This window comes from Pseudomonas sp. Xaverov 83 (assembly GCF_019352905.1).
Classification (GTDB): domain Bacteria; phylum Pseudomonadota; class Gammaproteobacteria; order Pseudomonadales; family Pseudomonadaceae; genus Aquipseudomonas; species Aquipseudomonas yamanorum.
Genome location: NZ_JAAAFU010000005.1, coordinates 1 through 23525, shown reverse-complemented (window position 1 = coordinate 23525; position 23525 = coordinate 1). Strand labels below are relative to the sequence as shown.

The 23525-nt window shown below is 61.8% G+C and carries 22 protein-coding genes; 7 read left to right on the top strand and 15 right to left on the bottom strand.

Annotated elements, in window-relative coordinates; all coding sequences use genetic code 11:
• Positions 1-171: 171 nt before the first annotated feature.
• Complete coding sequence (locus K0H47_RS02430) at positions 172-714, bottom strand: helix-turn-helix domain-containing protein (RefSeq protein WP_219271860.1); 543 nt, start codon at positions 712-714, stop codon at positions 172-174.
• Positions 715-818: 104 nt separating this feature from the next.
• Between K0H47_RS02430 and K0H47_RS02425 the strand changes: the two genes are divergently transcribed.
• The 5 genes from K0H47_RS02425 to K0H47_RS02405 all read left to right on the top strand — a co-directional run bounded on the left by K0H47_RS02425 (position 819) and on the right by K0H47_RS02405 (position 6915).
• Complete coding sequence (locus K0H47_RS02425; RefSeq protein ID WP_219271858.1) at positions 819-1601, top strand: aldolase; 783 nt, start codon at positions 819-821, stop codon at positions 1599-1601.
• Positions 1602-1629: 28 nt separating this feature from the next.
• Positions 1630-2517, top strand: coding sequence for a dihydrodipicolinate synthase family protein (locus K0H47_RS02420; protein ID WP_219271857.1), 888 nt, complete (start codon positions 1630-1632; stop codon positions 2515-2517).
• Positions 2518-2723: 206 nt separating this feature from the next.
• The gene (locus tag K0H47_RS02415) at positions 2724-3263 is read left to right on the top strand and encodes an RNA polymerase sigma factor (RefSeq protein WP_093200868.1); all 540 of its coding nucleotides are present in this window, start codon (positions 2724-2726) and stop codon (positions 3261-3263) included.
• Positions 3260-4228, top strand: a complete 969-nt coding sequence (locus K0H47_RS02410; protein ID WP_219271856.1) for a FecR domain-containing protein — start codon at positions 3260-3262, stop codon at positions 4226-4228. Before K0H47_RS02415 ends, K0H47_RS02410 begins: the two co-directional genes overlap by 4 nt.
• A gap of 128 nt (positions 4229-4356) precedes the next feature.
• Entirely contained in the window at positions 4357-6915 is a 2559-nt protein-coding gene (locus K0H47_RS02405) for a TonB-dependent receptor (protein ID WP_219271854.1), read from the top strand.
• 141 nt (positions 6916-7056) lie between these two features.
• On the opposite strand, the gene K0H47_RS02400 is transcribed toward K0H47_RS02405, so the two are convergent.
• Entirely contained in the window at positions 7057-7374 is a 318-nt protein-coding gene (locus tag K0H47_RS02400; protein ID WP_003209138.1) for a ribbon-helix-helix domain-containing protein, read from the bottom strand.
• Positions 7375-7390: 16 nt separating this feature from the next.
• Complete coding sequence (locus K0H47_RS02395) at positions 7391-7972, bottom strand: DJ-1/PfpI family protein (RefSeq protein ID WP_219271852.1); 582 nt, start codon at positions 7970-7972, stop codon at positions 7391-7393.
• A 324-nt stretch (positions 7973-8296) separates the two neighbouring features.
• Between K0H47_RS02395 and K0H47_RS02390 the strand changes: the two genes are divergently transcribed.
• Entirely contained in the window at positions 8297-9196 is a 900-nt protein-coding gene (locus K0H47_RS02390; protein WP_063032724.1) for a DMT family transporter, read from the top strand.
• 103 nt (positions 9197-9299) lie between these two features.
• On the opposite strand, the gene K0H47_RS02385 is transcribed toward K0H47_RS02390, so the two are convergent.
• From K0H47_RS02385 to K0H47_RS02370, 4 genes are read right to left on the bottom strand one after another with little or no spacing between them, the layout of a single operon-like run.
• A complete protein-coding gene (locus K0H47_RS02385) occupies positions 9300-10517 on the bottom strand; it encodes an SAM-dependent methyltransferase (protein ID WP_219271850.1) in 1218 nt (405 codons plus the stop codon).
• A 41-nt stretch (positions 10518-10558) separates the two neighbouring features.
• Positions 10559-11176, bottom strand: coding sequence for a TPM domain-containing protein (locus tag K0H47_RS02380; RefSeq protein ID WP_093200883.1), 618 nt, complete (start codon positions 11174-11176; stop codon positions 10559-10561).
• Positions 11177-11204: 28 nt separating this feature from the next.
• Complete coding sequence (locus tag K0H47_RS02375; RefSeq protein ID WP_177027274.1) at positions 11205-11933, bottom strand: YgcG family protein; 729 nt, start codon at positions 11931-11933, stop codon at positions 11205-11207.
• Positions 11933-12541: a LemA family protein gene (locus tag K0H47_RS02370; protein ID WP_003209150.1), complete on the bottom strand. Its 609-nt coding sequence runs from the start codon at positions 12539-12541 to the stop codon at positions 11933-11935. Before K0H47_RS02370 ends, K0H47_RS02375 begins: the two co-directional genes overlap by 1 nt.
• Before the next feature lie 214 nt (positions 12542-12755).
• On the opposite strand from K0H47_RS02370, the gene bglX reads away from it, so the two are divergent.
• Entirely contained in the window at positions 12756-15047 is a 2292-nt protein-coding gene (bglX, locus tag K0H47_RS02365; protein ID WP_219271848.1) for a beta-glucosidase BglX, read from the top strand.
• Between the two features lie 146 nt (positions 15048-15193).
• Here the strand turns inward: bglX and K0H47_RS02360 are convergent, their stop codons facing one another.
• The 8 genes from K0H47_RS02360 to K0H47_RS02325 form a co-directional block, all read right to left on the bottom strand.
• Positions 15194-16351 (bottom strand): phosphatidylserine/phosphatidylglycerophosphate/cardiolipin synthase family protein, encoded by a 1158-nt coding sequence (locus K0H47_RS02360; RefSeq protein ID WP_177027276.1) that lies wholly within the window; start codon positions 16349-16351, stop codon positions 15194-15196.
• A gap of 1 nt (position 16352) precedes the next feature.
• Entirely contained in the window at positions 16353-16934 is a 582-nt protein-coding gene (locus K0H47_RS02355) for a YceI family protein (protein ID WP_063032736.1), read from the bottom strand.
• A gap of 97 nt (positions 16935-17031) precedes the next feature.
• On the bottom strand, positions 17032-17802 hold the full coding sequence (locus tag K0H47_RS02350) for a helix-turn-helix domain-containing protein (protein WP_063032738.1): 771 nt from the start codon (positions 17800-17802) through the stop codon (positions 17032-17034).
• 64 nt (positions 17803-17866) lie between these two features.
• Complete coding sequence (locus tag K0H47_RS02345) at positions 17867-19309, bottom strand: amidase (protein WP_219271846.1); 1443 nt, start codon at positions 19307-19309, stop codon at positions 17867-17869.
• The gene (locus K0H47_RS02340; RefSeq protein WP_093200905.1) at positions 19306-20616 is read right to left on the bottom strand and encodes a citrate-proton symporter; all 1311 of its coding nucleotides are present in this window, start codon (positions 20614-20616) and stop codon (positions 19306-19308) included. The genes K0H47_RS02345 and K0H47_RS02340 overlap by 4 nt, the downstream gene beginning before the upstream one ends.
• 57 nt (positions 20617-20673) lie before the next feature.
• Positions 20674-21849: a M20 aminoacylase family protein gene (locus tag K0H47_RS02335; RefSeq protein ID WP_177027886.1), complete on the bottom strand. Its 1176-nt coding sequence runs from the start codon at positions 21847-21849 to the stop codon at positions 20674-20676.
• A gap of 108 nt (positions 21850-21957) precedes the next feature.
• On the bottom strand, positions 21958-22272 hold the full coding sequence (locus tag K0H47_RS02330) for a hypothetical protein (protein ID WP_063032744.1): 315 nt from the start codon (positions 22270-22272) through the stop codon (positions 21958-21960).
• On the bottom strand, positions 22269-23348 hold the full coding sequence (locus K0H47_RS02325; protein ID WP_177027279.1) for a serine hydrolase: 1080 nt from the start codon (positions 23346-23348) through the stop codon (positions 22269-22271). The genes K0H47_RS02330 and K0H47_RS02325 overlap by 4 nt, the downstream gene beginning before the upstream one ends.
• Positions 23349-23525: the final 177 nt, after the last annotated feature.

The window sequence follows — 23525 nt, the reverse complement described above, 5'->3', positions numbered from 1 at the left end:
GGCGGCCCACGGTCCAAAGCCGGAGTGAGGGCACACCGAGCCTAAGCGAGGTGCCGAGTGGTGGGGCAAGGGCGTTTTGCTTACTTTTGCGCTGTTCAAAAGTGAGCCGCTGTAAGAGCGGAACCATAGGCGGCCGTTACCTAAATAACGGATATGCCCCCCACCCCACCATCACTCCTCAGCACTATGCACCACCACCAAAAGCTGCGCCTGAACCTCGCCCACCGACCGAATCCGATGGGGCTTCTGCGCATTGAAATACAACGCATCCCCCCGATTCAACACCACCCGCTCACTCATGAAATCCACCTCAACCTGGCCTTCATGCACAAACAAAAACTCCTCCCCCAAATGCTCCTTGAAGGTCTTGTCGGTGAACTCCGCCGGCGGGTAAATGATAAACGGCAATAAACTGCGCTCACTGACCTGATGAGCCAGCACCGCATACCCTGGTGACGCATCGGTGCCCGACAACGCCTGCCGTTCATGGCTGCGCACCAGGCTGTAACTGTCGAGACTGACGTTGTCTTCACTGAACAGCTCTTCAACCTTCACATTCAACGCCTTGGCCAACTTCAGCGCCGCAGCAATCGAAGGCGTATTCAGCCCGCGCTCAACCTTCGACAGGTAACTCTTGGTCATCCCGGATTTTTCCGCGAGCGACTCCAAGGTCACGCCAAGTTTTTTTCTCAGTATTTTCAAACGGATAGACATGTGCAGCGGTTAATCCATTAAAGAGGCGATGATGAATGCTTGCCAATGACACTTTGTGTCATATAGTCTCTTTCGTGTCATTTGCGACGAACAAGGACACTGATATGGCCAAGACATTAGCACTCCCGAAAGACCGACTGGTCAAGCAAGCGCTGAGCCAGATGCAAAACACCCTGGCGGATAATACGTGGACCGACCGGCAAAAGCTGGCACTCACCTGCCGGATCCTGTTCGAAAACGGCCACGACTCCGGCCTGGCCGGGCAGATCACCGCACGCGGCCCCACTCCGGACACTTATTACACCCAACAACTCGGCCTGGGTTTCGATGAAATCACCGCCAGCAACCTGCTGTTGGTCAACGAAGACCTGGAAGTGTTGGAAGGCCACGGCATGCCCAACCCGGCCAACCGCTTTCACAGCTGGGTGTACCGTGGTCGCCCGGATGTGAACTGCATCATCCACACTCATCCGACTCATATCGCTGCGTTGTCGATGCTGGAAGTGCCGCTGCAGGTATCGCACATGGACCTCTGCCCTTTGTACGAAGACTGCGCGTTCCTAGAAGCCTGGCCCGGCGTGCCGGTGGGCAACGAAGAAGGCGAGATCATCACGGCGGCCCTAGGGGATAAACGCGCGATTCTGCTTTCTCACCACGGCCAATTGTCCACCGGGGCGAGCATCGAGGAAGCCTGTGTGATCGCACAGTTGATCGAACGTGCCGCCAAGTTGCAGCTGCTGGCGATGGCCGCTGGCACGATCAAACCGATCCTGCCGGAGCTGGGCCGCGAAGCCCATGACTGGATTTCCAAGCCCAAGCGCCACGGCGCTGCGTTCAACTACTACGCTCGGCAGAACCTGCGTCAACACGCCGATTGCCTGAACTGAAACCCCTTTTTCGACCGGAGACTTTTCCATGTCCAGCCCTTCTATTCACGGCATTATCGGCTACACCATCACCCCGTTCAGCACCGACGGCCAGCGCATTGACCTGGACGCCTTGGGGCTTTCGATCGACCGCCTGATCGACAGCGGCGTGCACGCTATCGCCCCGCTGGGCAGCACCGGCGAAGGCGCCTACCTCAGCGATGCCGAGTGGGATGAAGTCGCCGCCTACAGCCTCCAGAAAGTGGGCAAACGCGTGCCGACCATCGTCAGCGTCTCCGACTTGACCACCGCCAAGGCCGTGCGTCGCGCGCAGTTTGCCGAAGCTCACGGCGCAGACGTGGTGATGGTCTTGCCAGCCTCGTATTGGAAACTCAGCGAAGCAGAAATCCTCGCTCACTATGCGGCCATTGGCGACAGCATCGGTGTGCCGATCATGCTCTACAACAACCCGGCCACCAGCGGCACCGACATGTCGGTGGACTTGATCCTGCGCATCGTCGACAACGTCGACAACGTGACCATGGTTAAGGAAAGCACTGGCGATATTCAGCGCATGCACCAACTGCATCGTCGCAGCGAGGGCCAGGTGCCGTTCTACAACGGCTGCAATCCGCTGGCACTGGAGGCGTTTGCAGCAGGGGCAAAGGGATGGTGCACGGCGGCGCCAAACCTGATTCCGCAGCTCAACCTGGATTTGTATGAAGCCGTTTTGGCCAATGACCTGGAGAAAGCGCGGGAGCTGTTCTATCGCCAGTTGCCGTTGCTGGACTTCATCCTCAAAGGCGGCTTGCCGGCGACGATCAAGGCCGGTTTACGGCTGACGGGGCTGGAGTCGGGGGATCCACGGTTGCCGGTGTTCCCGCTGGGTGAGCCTGGCCGTGTTCAGTTGCAAGAGCTGCTGACCCTGTTGCGCTGAAACGCCATCCAAAGGTGGGAGCGGGCTTGCTCGCGAAGGCGGTGGGTCAGTCAATTAATATGTCGACTGACTCACCGCCTTCGCGAGCAAGCCCGCTCCCACATCTGTCCGGCATTCACCTCTAGCACTTCAATAGAGACAAATGACAATAATTCTCGATATCATTCACGACTTTTCCACGTCGTGCTTCGTCAAGAAGGATATCCATGTCTCGTCCCAAGCCCGACCCGCTGTCGGCCGATGCCTTTCGCAGGTTTTATGCAGATATCCTGCATTTCCTGCGCAAACGCACGGATAACGCCAGCGACGCGGCAGACATGACCCAGGATGTCTTCACCCAATGGCTGGACTATCGCGACCGGGCTCAGGTCGAGCAGCCACGGGCATTTCTGTTCCAGATGGCGCGCAATCTGCTGCGCGATCACTGGCGCAAACAAAAGGTGCGGCACACCGTCCACCAGCAACAGGCCGAACTGGATGCCGAGCCTGTCAGCGACTCGCGAGACGATCCCATGGCCGCCGCGCAACGCCTGCAACGCCTGGAACAGTTGAAAGAAGTCCTCTCTGAACTCTCGCCCAGAAGACGAGAAGCCCTTATGCTGCACCGCTTCGAAGGCCTGAGCCAGGCGCAGATCGCCGAGCGCATGGGCGTCTCGGTCAGCATGGTGGAAAAGCACATCGCTTTTGCCCTGCTGCATTGCAAGCAGCGACTTCAACAAGACCAGGGCAAGGAGCAGCCAGAATGACCCGCCTGAGCGATATCGACACCTGTGACATCGAGGCCAGCGACTCCATCGATGCCCAGGCCGCCAGCTGGTTTGCGCGCAACCGCAATGATACGGGCCGCGCTGACCGCAAGGCGTTTGCAGCCTGGCAATCCGAGCCGGCCCATGCCCGTGCCTATGCTGAATTCGAACAGCTGTGGGCCGACCTGGCCCAGTTGCAGCAACTGAACAAACCCACACCGCTGCCCGTACGCAAGACACCCGCCTGGCGCCCGGCCCTGGCGGTAGCTGCCGCCCTGGTATGTGCCCTGCTGGCGAGCGACATCGGCGCCCCGCGCGAGCTGTTTCACGCCCAGGTCGCGGCCCATGCCAAAGGGATGCGCACCTTGCATTTGCCCGACGGCAGCACCTTGTACGTCAACGCCAACACGCGCCTGCGGGTGGACTTCAACGGTCATCAGCGCATCGTGCATCTGGATCAGGGCCAGCTGTATATCGAGGTGGCACCCGATAAGGAACGGCCACTGTACGTGCAGGCCGGCGAAGCCAATGTGCGAGTGGTCGGCACCGGCTTTGATGTGCGGCGCAGCAAGCAGCAACTGGTGGTCAGCGTGGCCCACGGGCAAGTGGCGTTCGATCCGGACTCCAAGCTGCCGGCCACCCTGCTCGGCGCCGATCAGCGCGCTACGTTCAGTTATGCCAAGGGTACCCTGCAACAGCAAACCCTCACTGCCGGCGAGGTCGCCGATTGGCGCGGCGGGCACGTATCGTTTCGTAATCGCGAGCTGGCCAGCCTGATGGACGAGTTGAGCCTGTACCGGCCACAGGCGCCGTTGCTGGTGGACAGCGCGGTGGCGCAGTTGAAGGTCTCGGGCAATCTGGACGTGAATGATCCGGACGCCCTGCTCAACGCCCTCCCCGCCCTGCTACCAGTGAAAACCGTGGCCCTGGCCGACGGCAATATCAGGATTGAGCCTCGAAAATAATCCCTCGACACACTCACTTGAGAATATTTTGCATTCGCATGTGAGGATTATTTTTCCTGTCGCGTCTTCCTCGGGTCTGCGTTTGATACGCACACCTTTCTGGCCATTTGGCTACTCCGGGGGATTTCATGTTTCGCGCGCCTTGCCACGTTCAGCACCTGTTTCTTCGACCCACCGCCATTGCCGCCTGCCTGGCCTTCAGCCTGAGTGCCCAGGCCGAGTCGTTCAAGCTGCAACTGCCGGCCCAGTCCCTGGCCACGTCCCTGAGCCAGGTGGCGCAGCAGGCGAAAATCCAGCTGCTGTTCGATGAAGCGCTGCTGAAAAACGTCCAGGCGCCGGCCCTCAATGGCGACTTCACACCGGAAGTGGCGATTCGTACCCTGCTCAACAACGGCGAGTTCGTGTTGCTCAAGGTCGGCAGCACCTACGTGGTACGCCCCGAAGAGGGCAAGACCACCAACAGCAGCGCGATTCAGCTCGACGCCCTGAGCGTGATCGGCACCGGCAACGAGGTCGACTCCACCACCGTCGGCCGTTCCACCCTGACCCAGGCCGACATCGACCGCTACCAGTCCAACAACATCCCCAGCCTGCTGCAAACCTTGCCCGGCATCAGCCAGGGCGGCTCGCTGAAGCCCGGCGGCCAGACCATCAACATCCGGGGTTTCGGCGACGCCGAAGACGTACCGCTGACCGTCGATGGCGCCACCAAAAGCGGCTTTGAGCGCTATCAGCAGGGCACCGTATTTATCGAGCCCGAGCTGATCAAAAGCATCGAAGTGGAGAAAGGCCCCAACTCGCCCTTCAGCGGCAACGGCGGCTTTGGCGGTACCGTCAACATGACCACCAAGGATGCCCCGGACCTGCTCAAGGACGGCCGCAACAGCGGCGCCATGCTCAAATACGGCTACTCCAGCAACGACCATGAGCAGGTCTACAGCAGCGCGGTCTACGGGCGCACCGATGACGGCCGCTTCGACGCCCTGGCCTACCTGACCCAGCGCGACGGCGGCGACATGAAGCTGGCCGCCACCCTGCCCAACGACAACAACCAGTACCCGATCAACCCCAAGCGCCTGCCCAACAGCGCCCAGAATGTGGACGGCAAACTGTTCAAGCTCAATGCCCACTTCACCGATGAGCAAAGCCTTGGCCTGTCGTATTCGCGCTCCAACAGTCAGCGCTGGACGCCCTTCTCTGCCGCCAGCTACCCGACGCCGCCGACCCAGGCCAACATCGACCGCTATGGCTACGAAGCCGCGCTGAAACGCTTCCTGGCCAACCGCAACACCGTCGACACCACCTGGTCCGGCAAGTACGAATACCAGCCGATGAATAACCCGCTGGTGGACTTGACCATCAAGTATTCCGAATCCAATACCGATCAGACCGACGAGCGAGACGCTACGGCGTTTTTCCAGTTGGCCACTGGCGGGCGCAAGATGGACACCTCCTACAACGACAAGAACCTCGACGTACGCAACGTCAGTCTGTTTTCCACCGGTGCGTTGCAGCACGCGGTGACCACCGGTGTGCAAATCCGCAAGCACACCCGGGAAACCGAAATGTGGATGCCCGGCGCCACCTACAACACCCCGAAATACAACTACGGGCACTTCCAGCCGGGCTTCATGCCTCATGGCAAGGTCGACACCAACAGCTTCTTTATCCAGGACGCGGTGACGCTGGGCGATGTGACCATTACCCCGTCGATGCGCTACGACCATGTGCGCAACCGCGGCGAAGCCAACGACGCGCCGTACTACAGCAACCCCGATCCGGCCATCGGCCACGACTACAGCGACCGCACCTACACCGGCTGGTCGCCACGCCTGGCGGCGTACTGGACCATCACCCCGAACGTGGCGATGTTTGCCAACTGGAGCCGCACCTGGCGTGCCCCGGTAATCGACGAGCAGTATGAAGTCCAGGGCCTGGGCAGCCGCACCGCCACCAGCCTCGACCTGGACCCCGAGCGCATCACCTCCATCACCCTGGGCAACGTCACCCGCTTTGGCGACGTGTTCACCCACGGCGACAACCTGCAACTGCGTACCACACTGTTCCACAACAAGGTCGAGGACGAAATCTTCAAGGCCACGGGCGTGGGCTGCCAGAACCAGGCGGTCAATGGCGGGACGATTTCCAGCGCCTGCCCGCCGGGGGCGATGTCCAACTACCGCAACATCGGCGGCATGACGATCAAGGGCTTTGAGGCCGAGAGTTTCTACGACTCCACCTACGTGTTCGGCTCGGTGTCCTTCGCCTACACCACCGGCAAACACGAAGGCGCCTACACCAACCCATGGGGTCCGGACGTCTGGGCGCGGGATATTCCGCCGACCAAATGGGTGGTGGTGCTCGGCACCAAGATCCCGAGCCTGGATGCGCAGGTGGGCTGGCAAGGGCAGTTCATCGGCGCCACCAGCCGTTTGCCAAGCGACAAGTACTCCGGCGGTCCGGGCACCAGCATCGGTGACCTGTTCTACGATCAGTACGGCAACAAGCGCTACAACACCCAGGGCCTGTTCGCCAGCTGGAAGCCGCAGCAGGCTTACCTCAAGGGCACCGAAGTCAACTTCACCGTAGATAACCTGTTCAACAACAACTTCCGCCCGGCGTTGAGCGGCGACCGCGCCTACACCAAGGGCCGGGATGCGAAGATCAGCGTGACGCGGTTCTTCTGACCCTTCACCCGCATTCGGCTTGGAAAACCGATCAGTGTGGGAGCTGGCTTGCCTGCGATGCGGGCGACTCGGTCAGCCAGTTAAACCGAGGCGATGTCATCGCGGGCAAGCCCGGCTCCCACATTGAACGAGTGGCCACATTCAGATCTTCTGCGCGCCATTTCTTGTATTCACAAGGCTGAGCTCTGGGGCGTGAACCCGCTGCTTGCTCAGATACCGCGTGCAACTCACCCGCAAGAACGAAGCAAAATTCACCACTTCGCCACGGTAATCCATCACCTCTTCATACAGCTTGGCGATCAGTTGATTGGTGGTCATGCCATCCACTTCGGCGATTTCGCTGAGGATGTCCCAGAACTGGTTTTCCAGGCGCACGGTGGTCACCACGCCGCAGATGCGCAAGGAGCGCGAGCGGGACTCGTAGAGAATCGGGTCGGCCTTGACGTACAGCTCGCACATGGCGATGACCTCCGCTTTACAGGATGATTTTGGTGCCCAACAGGCCAAGGAAACCCGCCAGCCAGCTGGGGTGCGCCGGCCACGCCGGTGCAGTCACCAGATTGCCTTGAACATGGCTGTCGGTCACCGGGATATCGATGAACGTACCACCCGCCAATCGCACTTCCGGCCCGCACGCCGGGTAAGCGCTGCACTCACGGCCTTCCAGAATGCCGGCGGCGGCCAGCAATTGTGCGCCGTGGCATACCGCAGCGATGGGCTTGCCAGCCTTATTGAAATCCTTGACCAGTTGCAGGACTTTTTCGTTCAGCCGCAGGTACTCAGGCGCGCGGCCACCCGGAACCAGCAGCGCGTCGTAGTCGGCGGCGTTCACCTTGGCAAAATCCGCATTCAGGGCAAACAGGTGCCCGGGTTTTTCGCTGTAGGTCTGGTCGCCTTCGAAGTCGTGGATCGCCGTGCGCACGGTCTGGCCGGCGGTCTTGTCCGGGCACACGGCGTGCACGGCATGCCCCACCATCAGCAGCGCCTGGAACGGCACCATCACTTCATAGTCTTCGACGTAATCGCCGACCAGCATCAGGATTTTCTTCGCGGCCATGGGACATTCCTCCGGTTGAACGGTTGGGCAGACAGGAGTAGCCAAGATAGACCTGTGCCGATGAGCCGGGTAATGGCCCGCTACTACATCAGCACCCTGGCTTGTGTGGGAGCCGGGCTTGCCCGCGATGCAGACACCTCGGCCTGACAGATAAACTGCGTTGATCCCATCGCAGCCTCGCCAAGGCTCGACAGCTCCCACATGAACCGAGTCGCCCATTCAAAACTGTACGGATCAATCTGCACCCAGCTGTAGGCCCGCGTTCTCCGGGCTTTGTGGCTAGATGAACGTCCACTTCCGGCCCATTCGATTCTGGTTCCTTCCATGAGCTCCCGCGAAAATACCGGCATGGCCCTCGGCCTGCTGGGCGTCGTCATCTTTAGCCTTACCCTGCCCTTCACCCGTATCGTGGTGCAGGAAATCCACCCGCTGCTCAATGGCCTGGGCCGGGCGTTGTTTGCGGCGGTGCCGGCGGCGGCGTTGTTGCTGTGGCGTCGCGAGCGCTGGCCCACCTGGCGCCAGGTGCGCGGGCTGACACTGGTGATTGCCGGGGTCATCCTGGGCTTCCCGGTGCTGTCGGCCTGGGCCATGCAAACCTTGCCCGCTTCCCATGGTGCGTTGGTCAACGGCTTGCAACCGCTGTGCGTGGCGCTGTATGCGGCGTGGTTGTCCCATGAGCGGCCGTCGAAGGCCTTTTGGGCCTGCGCGGCGCTGGGCAGCGCGTTGGTGCTGAGTTATGCATTGATCACCGGGGCCGGCAGTATCCAGGCAGGCGATCTGTTGATGCTCGGGGCGATTGCCGTCGGTGGCCTGGGTTACGCAGAAGGTGGCCGGTTGGCCAAGGAGATGGGCGGCTGGCAGGTGATCTGCTGGGCGCTGGTGCTGTCGACGCCGGTATTGATCGGGCCTGTGGCCTACCTGGCGCTGCAACACGAAGGACCGATATCCATGCGCACCTGGTGGGCGTTTGGTTATGTGTCGCTGTTCTCGCAGTTCCTGGGTTTCTTTGCGTGGTACGCCGGGCTGGCCATGGGCGGCATCGCGCGGGTCAGCCAGATTCAGCTGTTGCAGATCTTTTTCACCATTGCGTTTTCCGCGCTGTTTTTTGGTGAGCACATCGAACCGATCACCTGGCTGTTTGCCTGCGGGGTGATTGTGACGGTGATGTTGGGGCGCAAGACAGCGGTGCAGCCTGCACCGGCCTCCAAGGCGAGCACGATCTAATGTGGGAGCTGGCTTGCCTGCGATAGAATCACCTCGCTTTACCTGTTACACCGAGGTGCTTGCATCGCAGGCAAGCCAGCTCCCACATTGGTTAGCGTCGCTCTCAGGTCAGGTAACCATCCGCCCGCAGCAGGGTTTCGAGGCAATGTTCGGTGATGTTGTAGAACGCCTTGAGCTCCTGGACTTTCCCCAGGAGCTGAGCGTTATCCACCGGCTCCGCACGCTTCACGGCAAGGATCATTTTGTTCTTGTTGGTGTGTTCCAACGAGATGAACTCAAACACCTTGGTCTCATAACCGCAGGCTTCAAGGAACAACGCACGCAGGCTGTCGGTGACCATTTCCGCCTGTTGGCCCAGGTGCAGGCCGTATTGCAGCATCGGCTTGAGCAGCACCGGGCTCTGGATTTGCAAGCGTATCTGCTTATGGCAGCACGGCGAGCACATGATGATCGACGCCCCGGAGCGGATGCCGGTGTGAATCGCGTAGTCGGTGGCGATGTCGCAGGCATGCAGGGCGATCATCACATCCAGTTCGCTGGGCGCGACGCTGCGCACATCCCCGCACTTGAACACCAGTCCCGGGTGGTCCAGGCGGGCGGCGGCGTTGTTGCACAGGGTCACCATGTCTTCGCGCAGTTCCACACCGGTGACTTCGCCCTCAGCGTTGAGGGTGTTGCGCAGGTAATCGTGGATCGCAAACGTCAGGTAGCCCTTGCCCGAACCAAAGTCCGCGACCCGCACCGGCTGGTCCAGCTTCAGCGGTGAGGTGGTCAGGGCATGGCTGAACACTTCGATGAACTTGTTGATCTGCTTCCACTTGCGCGACATCGCCGGGATCAGCTCGTGTTTGGCGTTGGTCACGCCAAGGTCAGCGAGAAAGGGCCGGGTCAGGTCCAGGAAGCGATTCTTCTCGCGGTTGTGCTCGGCAGACGGCGCCTCCCGCAGTTGTTGCGGCTTGCTTTTGAACAGCGAGCTTTTGTTCTTCTTGCTGTATTCCAGCTGGGCTTCGTCCGTCACCGACAGCAGGTGCGCGTTCTTGAACGAGGCCGGCAACAGCTCGGCAATCGCAGCCACACCGTCAGGCAGGGAGAAGTTCTTGGTGATGTCGCGGGTCTTGTAGCGGTAGACGAAGGACAGGCAAGGCTGATCCTTGACCGTCAGCTGCTTGATGATCAGCTTCTGAAGATCAGGCTCGGTGCCGACGTACTTGGCCAGCACCAGCTTGATAAAGGCGTTTTGCTCAAGGCTCGCGCTCAGCAGTTCGAGGAACTGCGCGTGATGATCCGGCGCGGGGCTGGCAGGTTTAGCGGTGGCAGACATGAACAAAAACGCCTCGGGCAGGGAATGCCGGGAATTTTACACTACTCCAACACCACCAACCGATTCGGTAGCTCATTGCGCGCGTGGGTCACCGGTACGTGCTCCTTGAGCAATTCTCCGCAAGCCTCAATACACGCCACAAACCCGGCCAACGTCTGGCCTTGCTTCACCTGGCGGGTGAAGTCCTTGACGATCGCATCCCAACTGCTGTCATCCAGGCGACTGGAAATCCCCTTGTCCACCAGGATTTCTACATACCGCTCGGCCTCACTGACAAAAATCAGCACCCCGGTACTGCCCAGTGTGTGGTGCAGGTGTTGCTCCAGAAACTGCCGCCGTGCCAGGTTGGACGCACGCCAGTGACGCACCGAGCGCGGGATCAGCCGCGTAGTCACCTTGGGCAACCGGAACACCAGGCACAACACGACGAACGTGCCCCACTGCGCCAGCAGCAAGGTGTACATGGTCAACCAGCCCGACAGATAGTGAATGATCCCCGGTACCACCAGCGCCAACAGGCTGGCCCACAACAGCGGGATGTAGGCGTAGTCGTCGGCACGGGCCGCGAGCACGGTCACCAGTTCGGCGTCGGTCTGTTGCTCGACCCTGGCGATCGCCTCGGCGACCTGGCGTTGCTCGTGTTGACTCAGTAATGCCATGGTTGTTGATGCTCTCTCGTTATTGTCATTACCAGCCGCCCGAGGCGCCACCGCCACCGAAACCACCGCCGCCGCCCCTGAAGCCACCGCCGCCGCCGCCTCCTCCGCCGCCGCGACCGCTGCTGCTGAGAATCGCCAGCAGAATAGCGCCAACGGGCAGGCCCATGCGATTGCACAGCCACAGCACCGCCAGCAACAGGATAAACAGACCAATGGAAATGCCCGGGTTTTGCTTGGCGAAGTTGGCTTCAGACACATGCGCAGGCACGGCCAGCGGATCGCCGCCCACCACCTGCAGCATCGCCGCCACGCCATCGCTGATGCCCTTGCTGTAGTTGCCCGCCTTGAATGCCGGGGCGATCACCTGGTTGATGATCACCCAGGACTGCGCGTCAGTGAGTACGCCTTCCAGGCCGTAACCCACTTCGATGCGGATCTTGTGCTCATCCCGGGCGACAATCAGCAATGCGCCGTTGTCCTTGCCCTTCTGGCCGATGCCCCAGGCGCGACCCAGTTGATAACCAAAGTCTTCAATGGGCACGCCTTGCAGATCGGGCACGGTGACCACCACGATCTGGTCACCGCTGGTTTGCTCCAGCGCCTGCAATTGCTGGGTCAGCTGCTCGCGCACGGCCGGGTCGATCATCTGGGCGTTGTCGACCACCCGTCCGGTCAGGGCCGGAAAGTTAAGGGCGGCCTGGACGGTCAGGCTAAAGGCCAGCAGCACCGCCGCCAGTAGCCAAGCGCGCTTGCCCATCAGAATTTCACTTGCGGCGCTTTATCGGCATCGGCACTGGTGGCCTCGAAGTTGGCGCGGACCGGCAAGTCGCTGTACATCACGCTGTGCCACAGGCGACCCGGGAAGGTGCGGATCTCGGTGTTGTAGGCCTGTACCGCCTGGATAAAGTCGCGACGGGCCACGGCGATGCGGTTTTCAGTGCCTTCAAGTTGCGATTGCAGGGCCAGGAAGTTCTGGTTGGCCTTCAGGTCCGGGTAGCGCTCGGACACCACCATCAAGCGGCTGAGTGCACCGCTCAAGCCGTCCTGGGCTTGCTGGAACTGCTTGAGTTTTTCCGGGTTGTCCAAGGTGCTGGCATCCACCTGGATCGAGGTGGCCTTGGCTCGCGCTTCGATCACGGCAGTCAGGGTGTCCTGTTCATGGGCCGCATAGCCCTTGACCACTTCCACCAGGTTGGGGATCAGGTCGGCGCGCCGCTGGTACTGGTTCTGCACCTGGGCCCAGGCCGCCTTGGCCTGTTCGTCCAGGGTCGGGATCTTGTTGATGCCGCAACCGCTCAGCACGGTGCTCACCAGTATCAATGCCACGGCCTTCCAGCCCCAGCGGTAACCTTGTGCTGCTTGCATGGTGTTTCTCCTGCCAAACCTATGAAATTTACCGACTGACGCGTTAGCCACGGGCTTAGGGCATAATCCGCCACCACCCACTGGATTGCATCGTGCCAATCAGCTAAAAGATGCCCAGCGCCAATAAGAGTTCAGAAGTGTGCGGTATTTATCTGAACAACACCCGAACAACAATAGACGCTCTCCGGTCCCAAGGCTGCGAGAAAGGATTTTCATGAAGAAGCTGTGTTTGCTGGGCCTTGTTGTCAGTTTGGCCACTCATTCCGTATTTGCCGAAACAAAGCCCGCAGTACTCAAGGACAAAGACGCCTTCGTCAGTGATCTGCTGAAACAAATGACCCTCGATGAAAAGATCGGCCAGTTGCGCCTGATCAGCATCGGGCCGGAAATGCCCCGCGAGCTGATCCGCAAGGAAATCGCCGCAGGCCGTATCGGCGGCACCTTCAACTCGATCACCCGCCCGGAAAACCGTCCGATGCAGGACGCGGCCATGCGCAGCCGGCTGAAGATCCCGATGTTCTTCGCCTATGACGTGATCCACGGCCACCGCACGATTTTCCCCATCAGCCTCGCCCTGGCATCCAGCTGGGACATGGACGCCATCGGCCATTCCGGGCGCATCGCCGCCCAGGAAGCCGCCGCCGACAGCCTCGACATCACCTTTGCACCGATGGTCGACATCTCCCGTGACCCACGCTGGGGGCGCACCTCCGAAGGTTTTGGCGAAGACACCTACCTCACCTCGCGCATTGCCGAAGTGATGGTCAAGGCCTTCCAGGGCACCAGCCCCGCCAAGGCCGACAGCATCATGGCCAGCGTCAAGCACTTCGCCCTGTATGGCGCGGTGGAAGGCGGTCGCGACTACAACGTGGTCGACATGAGCCCGGTCAAGATGTACCAGGACTATCTGCCGCCCTACCACGCCGCCATCAAGGCCGGTGCCGGCGGCGTGATGGTTGCGCTGAACTCGATCAACGGCGTGCCAGCCACCGCCAACACCTGGCTGATGAACGACCTGTTGCGCAAGGACTGGGGCTTCAAGGGCCTGGCCGTGAGCGACCATGGCGCGATCTTCGAATTGATCAAGCACGGCGTGGCCAAGGACGGGCGTGAAGCCGCCAAGCTGGCGATCAAAGCCGGCATCGACATGAGCATGAACGACTCGCTCTACGGCAAGGAATTGCCCGGCCTGCTGAAATCCGGCGAGATCGAACAGCGCGATATCGACAACGCCGTGCGCGAAGTGCTTGGCGCCAAGTACGACATGGGCCTGTTCGCCGACCCGTACCTGCGCATCGGCAAGGCCGAGGATGACCCGGCCGACACCTACGCAGAAAGTCGCCTGCACCGCGCCGACGCACGTGACGTGGCACGCCGCAGCCAGGTGCTGTTGAAAAACCAGAACAACACCCTGCCGCTGAAAAAGGACGCGACCATCGCCCTGGTCGGCCCGCTGGCCAAGGCGCCGATCGACATGATGGGCAGTTGGGCCGCTGCCGGTAAACCCGCGCAATCGGTGACCCTGCTGGACGGCATGAATGCCGTGATCGGCGAAAAGGGCAAAGTGATCTATGCCCGTGGCGCCAACATCACCAACGACAAGAAAGTCGTCGACTACCTCAACTTCCTGAACTTCGATGCGCCGGAAGTGGTGGATGACCCGCGCTCGTCCCAGGACATGATCGACGAAGCCGTCAAGGCCGCCAAAGGCGCCGACGTGGTCGTGGCAGCGGTGGGCGAGTCCCGGGGCATGTCCCACGAGTCGTCGAGCCGCACCGACCTGAACATCCCGCAGAGCCAGCGCGACCTGATCAAGGCCTTGAAAGCTACCGGCAAACCGCTGGTGTTGGTGCTGATGAATGGCCGTCCGCTGTCGATTGTCGAGGAGAACGAACAGGCTGACGCAATCCTCGAAACCTGGTTCGCCGGTACTGAAGGCGGCAACGCCATCGCTGACGTGCTGTTCGGTGACTACAACCCGTCGGGCAAGCTGCCAATCACCTTCCCACGTTCGGTGGGACAGATTCCGACCTACTACAACCACCTGAGCATTGGCCGGCCGTTCACCCAGGGCAAGCCGGGCAACTACACCTCGCAGTACTTCGATGACACCACCGGGCCGCTGTTTCCGTTTGGTTATGGCTTGAGCTACACCAGCTTCAGCCTGTCGGACATGGCACTGTCGTCCACCACCCTGAACAAGTCCGGCAAGCTCGACGCCACCGTGGTGGTGAAAAACACCGGCAAGGTCGATGGCGAAACCGTGGTGCAGCTGTACATCCAGGACGTGGCCGGCTCGATGATCCGCCCAGTCAAGGAGTTGAAGAACTTCCAGAAGATCATGCTCAAGGCTGGCGAAGAGCGTGCGGTGCACTTCACCATCACCGAAGAAGACTTGAAGTTCTACAACACCCAGTTGAAGTTCGCGGCTGAGCCGGGCGAGTTCAATGTGCAGATCGGGTTGGATTCCCAGGATGTGAAGCAGCAGAGCTTCGAACTGCTTTGATCTAAAGCTGTAAACGCGGTCAGTGTGGGAGCTGGCTTGTGTGGGAGCCGGGCTTGCCCGCGATTGCATCACCTCGGTGCATCTGAAGTACCGAGGTGCCTGCATCGCAGGCAAGCCAGCTCCCACATTTGATCTCAGTGTTCTGGCTAGCCGCGGCGGTCCAGAAGATTGACCACCAACCGATCAATCCACCCCCACACCCGCTGCTTCACCCGCCGCCACAATGGCCGCGACTGCCACGCCTCAAGGCTCACCGCCTGGCTCAGGGCAAAATCCCGCTCGAAACTCCCCACCACTGCCAACGTCAATTCCGGGTCCAATGCCTCCAGATTCGCCTCCAGGTTGAAGCGCAGATTCCAGTGGTCGAAGTTGCACGAGCCAATGCTCACCCAATCGTCCACCAGCACCATTTTCAGGTGCAGGAAGCACGGCTGATACTCAAAAATCTGCACCCCGGACTTGAGCAAACGCGGGTAGTAACGGTGCCCGGCATACCGCACCGACGGGTGATCGGTTCGCGGCCCGGTCAACAGCAAGCGCACATCCACCCCGCGCCCCGCCGCCCGGCGCAGGGCACGCCGTACGCTCCAGGTTGGCAGGAAATACGGCGTGGCCAACCAGATACGCTGGTGGCCGCTGTTCAGCGCACGGATCAGTGACTGCAAAATATCCCGATGCTGACGAGCGTCGGCATAGGCCACCCGCCCCAGCCCCGGCCCTGTCGCCGGCACCTTGGGCAAGCGTGGCAAGCCAAAATGCGTGGCGGGCTTCCAGGCCCTACGATCGTCGTTGGCCAGCCATTGACGATCAAACAACGCCTGCCAATCCAGCACCAGCGGGCCACGAATCTGCACCATCACTTCGTGCCAGTCGGCGGTGTCTTCCCCGGGGGTCCAGAATTCATCCGTCACACCGGTGCCGCCGACCACGGCGACGGTCTGGTCGATCAGCAACAGCTTGCGGTGGTCGCGGTAGAGGTTGCGCATCCAGCGGCGCCAGCTCAAGCGGTTGTAGAAACGCAGGTCCACCCCGGCATCGATCAACCGTCGACGCAGGCCCAGGGTAAACGCCAGGCTGCCATAGTCATCGAACAGGCAACGCACCCTCACGCCACGCTCGGCCGCCCCGACCAAGGCCTGAACCATCGCCTCGGCACACGCCCCCGCCTCCACCAGATACAACTCCAGCGCGACTTGCTGCTCGGCCTGGGCGATAGCCTCCAACATGCGCGGAAAGAAACTCGGGCCGTCGATCATCAACTCGAAACGGTTGGCGCTGCGCCACGGGAACACTGCGCCGCTCATGTCAGCGCGCCGTGAAAATCAGTACCGCACCCACCGGCACCGACAGGCTGATCTGCGACAGCCCGGCGGCCTTGCGCAACGCGGCCACACCCGGCAGCAAATCGAAATCCTCGGCATGCACCACCAACGGTTCCAGGGTGACCACCTGGAAGCGTCGATCATCCAGGCGGGTCGCCAGCAGCTCGGCGCTGTAGGTCTGGGTCTTGCCGTGCAGCGTCACCGACAGCGGCAGGCGCAACTCGTATTGCGCACCGGGGGCCAGGTCGTTGATCGGTTGCAGGTTGATCTGCGCATTGATCACTGCGTCCGGGAAGGTCTTGATCTCGAACAGCTCATTGCGCATGCGCTCGTCGCGCAGCGGAATGCCGCTGTTGATCGACTCCAGTTCGACTTCCAGCTGCGCCGCGCCCTTGCTGTCGACCTTGCCATGCAGCACCAGAAAGCGCTGCACTTCGGCGATGTCGGTGTTTTTGGTGGTGACGAACGACAGGCGCGAGGACTCGTTGTCCAGGTACCAGTCGGCGTGGGCAGGCACGGCGGCAGCGGCCAGCAGCAGGACGGCCATGGGTTTGAACAGGGACATAAAGACTCTTGGGGCAAAAAACCTGGACGAACCTTAAGCGCAATGTAACGAGCGGCGCAAATCCAATGTGGGAGCTGGCTTGTGTGGGAGCTGTATTTCAGGCCAACGCCTGCTGCACATCGCGAATGGTCGATTCCAGGCTGGCCAGGTGCAGGCTCAGCACCCGTTCCACCGGTGCCTGATCCATCGGCCAATGCAGCGCCATGCTGCCCACCAACCGCCCATTGGCCCGCACCGGCAAGGCCACCGCGCGAATCAGGAACGGCAGGCGCACCGGGTATTCCCAGTAGCCTTCGGTGCGCTGGCCAAACCCCTGGTGCTGGGATTGTTCACACGCCCGGTATTGATCGTCTTCCGCCACCCGCTCACGACCGGCCAGGCGCTGCACTTCATCCGCCGACAATTGCGACAGGCACGCCTTGCCCATGGCCGAGTGAAACAGGCTGGCGTGCTGGCCGACGATCTGGCAGTTGTTCGGGTAGAGCTTGCGCAGCACCGTGGGGATCGCGCTTTCCATCACTTCCAGGCGTTCGCCGTCGAAGCTCGACAAATCCACCACCAGGCCGGTGCGCTCGCTGAGGTCCAGCAGCCACGGTGCGGCGCTTTCTACCAACTGGCGTTTGAAACGTTGCTGGGTATCACCGAACAGGCGCCGGGCCCGCAGGCGGTAACGGCGGTCGCTGAGGCCACGATAGATCCAGCCCTGTTCCTGCAAGGTCAGCAGCATCCGCGAGACGGTGGCCTTGGGCAGGTGAGTCAGGTAGTGCAACTCTTCCAGCCCCAGCGCCTGATGCTCGCCGAGCAATTCGATGATTGCCAGTGCCCGCCCCACTGAGCGTACGGTTCCCGTCTCGGCGTCGCTGCCCATGTGTCGATCTCCTTGATGCCGATGGATGATCTGATTTCACAGCAAGATACAGGCCCGTCGCGACTCAGCCGGTCGTCGAGAGGCAAGCAGGCGGCCGGCGCTGCACCCAGCGAGTCAGCTGTTCGTGGGCATACGCCAGTTGCAACACCGCCCTGTCCGCCTGGGCCGGGCCGATGATTTGCAGGCCCATGGGCAAGCCCTGCGGGTTGAAACCCACCGGCACATTCATGCTCGGCAAACCGGCCAGCGTGGGGCCGATCACCACTTCCATCCAGCGGTGGTAGGTGTCCATCTCACGCCCTGCGACGAGGCGCGGCCAGGGTTGTTGTGCATCGAAAGGGAACACTTGGGCGGTGGGCAGCAACAGGAAATCGTAACGTTCGAACAGCTTACCGAGGGCGCAATACCAGTCGCTGCGGTTGGCCGAAGCCTGATAGACATCTGCCGCACTCAGTTGCAATCCGCCCTGCACTTCCCATTGCGCCTCGGGTTTGAGCAGTGAACGTTTTTGCGGGTCAGCGTAGGCCGCGCCGAGGGAGCCCTGGATCAGCCAATGGCGGTGTACCAGCCAGGTCTGCCACAGGCGCTCCAGGGAGAAATCCGGTTGGCAGTGCTCGACCTCGCAACCCAGCGCGGCGAAGTCCTTGAGGGCCGTTTCGCACAGGCTCATCACGCCGTCTTCCATCGGCAGATAACCGTTGTAATCCCCGAGCCAGCCCAGGCGTGCACCCTTGAAGTCGCGCTGCAACGGCTCACCCAACACCGCCGGATCCTCCTTGAGCGACAGCGGCACCCGAGGGTCGTAGCCGGCCTGCACACTCAGCAGCCGCGCCACATCCGCCACGCTGCGGCCCATCGGGCCTTCCGTGGCCAGTTGCTGGACGAACAGCTCCGGCGCCGGCCCGTGAGGCACCCTGCCCTGGGACGGGCGCAGGCCAAACACGTTATTGAACGCCGCCGGGTTTCGCAGCGAGCCCATCATGTCGCTGCCATCGGCCACCGGTAGCATGCGCAACGCCAGCGCCACTGCCGCGCCGCCGCTGCTGCCACCGGCCACGAGGCGCGGGTCATAGGCATTGCCGGTGGTGCCGAACACGCTGTTGTAGGTCTGCGAGCCCAGGCCGAATTCCGGTACGTTGGTCTTGCCGATGATGATCGCGCCGCTGGCCCGCACCCGCGCCACGCTGATCGCATCTTCTTGAGGAATGTGCTCGGCGAACAGCGGCGAGCCGAGAGTAGTACGCAGGCCCTGGGTGGCCGCCAGGTCCTTGATCGCCTGGGGCATGCCGTGCATCCAGCCACGGGATTGGCCCTGGTCCAGCTCCCGGTCCCGCTGCGACGCTTCGGCCAGCACCTCCTCATGGGAGCGCAGCGAGACCAGCGCATTCACCGTCGGATTGAAGCGCTCGACCTGGGCCAGATACGCCTGCATCACCTCATGGCAGGACACCTGCCGCGCATGGATCGCCCGTGACAGTTCGATGGCATCCAGTTCAACAATACTCAAGGTTTCACCTCGCTGGAAAACGGCGCCGGTCGTTTCGCCCGTGGCGCCTCATGCATGCAGTAAGTGCCCAGCAGCGTCAGGACGCAAGCAAACAGCACATAAAATGCCGGGGCTACCGGCGTGCCCAGCACCTTGCTGAGCCAGGTGACGATCAACGGCGCAAAGCCCCCGAACACCATCACCGCCACGTTGTAAGCCACCGACACCCCGGTAGAGCGTACTTCGATGGGAAACTGCTCGGCCAGGGCCGTCGGCGCCGGGCCGAAAAAACCGCCGATGGCGGTGCACAACATCACCTGCATCACCAGCAAGCGCTCGATGGACGGCGCGGCCGCGACCCACACATAGAGCGGGTACACCATCACGAAAAACGCCAGGGTGAACGCCATCAATACCGGACGCCGACCCAGCCGATCCGACAACAGACCGGACAGCGGAATCACCACGGTCATCAGCGCCACCGCGAACATCTGCACCATCAGCACCTGGTCCAGCGGCAGGCCGAGGTTCTTGTGGGCGAAGGTCGGCATATTCACCAGCACCACGTAGAACGACACCGTTGCCCCACAGGCCAGGCCCATCGACACGAGGATGCTGCGGCGGTGATCGCGAATGACGTCCATCAAGCTCGGTGCCGCACCCTTGGCCTGTTTGCGCGCCTCGATAAACTCCTCGGGATCTTCCATGTGCCGACGGATCCACAAGCCCACCGGGCCGATCAGCAAGCCAAAGATGAACGGCAGGCGCCAACCCCAGACTTCAAGGGTTTGCGGCTCGAAAAAGTGCGTCACCAACGCCACCATCGCCGCGCCGCCGAACACCGCCAGGCACTGCCCCACCAACTGCCACGAACCGTACAACCCCTTGCGATGGGCCGGCGCGCTTTCCACCAGGAACGCCGTGGCACTGGCGTATTCGCCGCCGGTGGCAAAGCCCTGGAGCATGCGTGCAACCACGATCAGCATCGGCGCGCCCATGCCGATCGCGGCGTAGCTGGGAGCGAAAGCGATCAAGGCGATGGAGACGGTCATCAGCCGGATGATCAACTGCATCGCGGCCTTGCGGCCTTTACGGTCCGAATACATGCCCAGCAGAATCCCGCCCACCGGGCGCATGAAGAAGCCGACGCCAAAGGTGGCCAGGGCCATCAGCAGCGAGGCGTATTCATCCTCCGACGGGAAAAATTGCCGGGCGATGATGCTGGCGAGAAAGCCGTAAACGATGAAGTCATACCATTCCAGCGCATTGCCGATCACCGCCGCCACGACCTGGCGGGTGCGGGATACGCCCTGTTTTGCAGTCTGCATGAGGAACACTCCATTCAACCTGTTGGGAAAGGGTCCAGCGGCAGAAAAAAGAGGTCGTCAGGCGGGCTTGAGCCAGCTCTCGGCCAGCGCGCCCCAGTAGGCGGCGCCGGTCAACAGGATGTCGTCGTTGAAGTCATAGGCGGGGTTGTGGACCATCGGCCGCGAGACGCCGTTGCCGATAAACAGGTAGCTGCCGGGGCAGCGCTGCAGCATCCAGGCGAAGTCTTCGCTGCCCATCAGCTTGGTGGTGTTGCCGTCGACGGCATCTTCACCCAGCAGGGCGACGCCGACCTGGCGGGCGAATTCGGTTTCTTCGGGGTGGTTGACCAGCACCGGATAGGCCGGCCGATGTTCGATCTGCGCGGTGCAGCCGAAGCTCGCGGCCTGGGTCAGGATGATCGCCTTGACCCGCTCCAGCATCAGCTCACGCACGTTCGCATCCAGGGCACGCAGGCTCAAACGCAATAGTGCTTGCTGGGGAATCACGTTGGCAGCCTGGCCCGCTTGCAGGGCACCGACGGTCACTACTGCGGCTTCCTGGGCATTGATATTGCGCGCCACCACGGTCTGCAACGCCATGACCATACTGGCGGCGGCCACCAGCGGGTCGACCGTCAGGTGCGGCATGGAGCCATGGCCGCCGACGCCTTCGAGGGTCACGGTGAGCAGGTCCTGGGAGGCCATCATCGGCCCGACCCGCAGACCCAGATGGCCGGCGGGCAAGCCCGGCATGTTGTGCATGCCGAAGAGTGCGTCGCAGGGAAAACGCTCCAGCAAGCCGTCGGCGAGCATGGCTTCGGCGCCGCCCTGGCCTTCTTCGGCAGGCTGGAAAATCAGGTTCAGGGTGCCGTCGAACTGCCGGGTCGCGGCCAGGTAACGGGCGGCGCCCAGCAGCATGGTGGTGTGGCCGTCATGGCCGCAGGCGTGCATGCAGCCGGCGTGTTGGCTGCTGTAGCTGGCGCCGGTGTTTTCGATGATCGGCAAGGCATCCATGTCGGCACGAATCCCCAGCTTGCGCGCGCTGCTGCCATTGCGCAGCACACCGACCACGCCGGTCTGGCCGATACCGGTGTGGACTTCATAGCCCCAGCTTCGCAGGGATTGCGCCACGAGGGCGGAGGTGCGGTTTTCTTCAAAGCCCAGTTCGGGGTGGGCGTGAATGTCCTGACGCACGGCGTGCAGGTCGCTGGCGACATCGCTCAGCCAATCCAGGATGTGCTGGTGTGGGCTCATGGTGATTCTCCTCGCAGGCGGGTGTTCCCGTTCTTGTTCGTTGCACACCGCCAGATAACCGCGATGTGCGCAGGAGGACAATCAAAGGTGGTTCCACCCTGTGGAACCTCATGGCAAGAGTCGGCAGCCCTCGCGTTGGCCCAGCCATTGGGCACTGTGGGTGCGGCCCAGGCCGCTGGCGGTCACCCGGTGTTTTTCCGGGTTGTCGGCGAAAGCGCTGGTGGGCACGTATTGCTTCACATAACCCAGGCAATAATCAGCGGGATTGCCTTCCACGTACCGGCAGGAGCAGTACTCCTTGGCGGTGTAGGCGGCGATGATGTCGGGGAAGGCTTGCAGGTTGACCCGCTCGTGCCAGACCCAGCCGAGCAACATGAGTAGCAGCAGGATCAACAGGCTGATGAAGGGATGACGGCGGATCATGGTTGCACCGCCGCGAGGACGCGCTTGAGGAGTTCGTTATGGCGATAGCTACCGTCGCGGTCGTCGCCGTAGCGCACGATCACCAGGTGCTCATCGGGCATCACGTAGAGCGCCTGGCCCCAGTGGCCAAGGGCGGCGAAGGTGTCGGCGGGCACGTCTGGCCAGGGTTTGGCGGCGCCTTGCACTTCGCGGTTGAGCCACCATTGGCCGCCGGGGACGGCTTCGTCCTGGCCGGGCTTGTAGTGGTCGAAGGGTTGGCGATTGAACGCGATCCACTCCATGGGCAGTAACTGGCGTTCGCCCCAGCGACCGTCGCGCTGCATCAGCAGGCCGACGCGCGCCAGGTCGCGGGCGGTGAGGTAGGCGTATGAAGAGGCGACGAAGGTTTCGTCGGCGTCGCTTTCCCAGGTGGCGTTGCGGATGCCCAGTGGCTGGAACAGGGCGGTCCATGGGTAGTCGACGTAGGCCTTGTGGCCGAGCATGCCTTTGAGGGTGGCGGACAGGATATTGCTGTCGCCGCTGGAGTAGCGGAATGCCTGGCCGGGGGGGCTGAAGGTGGTGGTGTCGGCGCTGAATTCAGCCATGTCATGGCGACCGCGGGTGTAGAGCATTGCCACCACCGAGGATTTCAGTGGGGCGAATTCGTAGTCTTCCTGCCAGTCGAGGCCCGAGGCCCAGTGCAGGAGGTCGGCCATGGTCACCCTTGGGTGTTGTTTCATGGGTGGGTAAAAGCGAGCGGCGGGGTCGCTGAGTTTGAAGCGGTTTTCGCCGAATGCCACGCCGAGTACGGTGGCCATCAGGCTTTTGCTGATGGACCAGGTCAAGTGCGGGGTGCTGGCCGTGGTGGGGGCGGCGTAGCGTTCGTAGATGATCTGGCCGTCGCGGATGATCAGCAAGGCGTCGGTGCGGATGCCTTTGCGGGTGGTGTCGTCGCGGGGTGGGAAGGCGTAGTCATCCAAGGCCTTGGCGGCCGGGCCGGTCAGGGGCTGGCCTTGGGACCAATCCTTCTCCGGCCAGGTTTCGGCGTGGGCTGTCAGGGTGAACAGCAGCGCGGCGTATAGGAGGCCTTTGAACATGGATTGGGACTCGGGGGCATTCAAGCCCGCGAGCCTAGCCCAGGGGGATGACGGTTTTGTTACGGACCCTGGGGTGAGTACATATCCGTTATTTGGGTGATGGCTGATATGGGTTCCGCTCTTACAGCGGCTCACTTTTGAACAGCGCAAAAGTAAGCAAAACGCTCTTGCCCCACC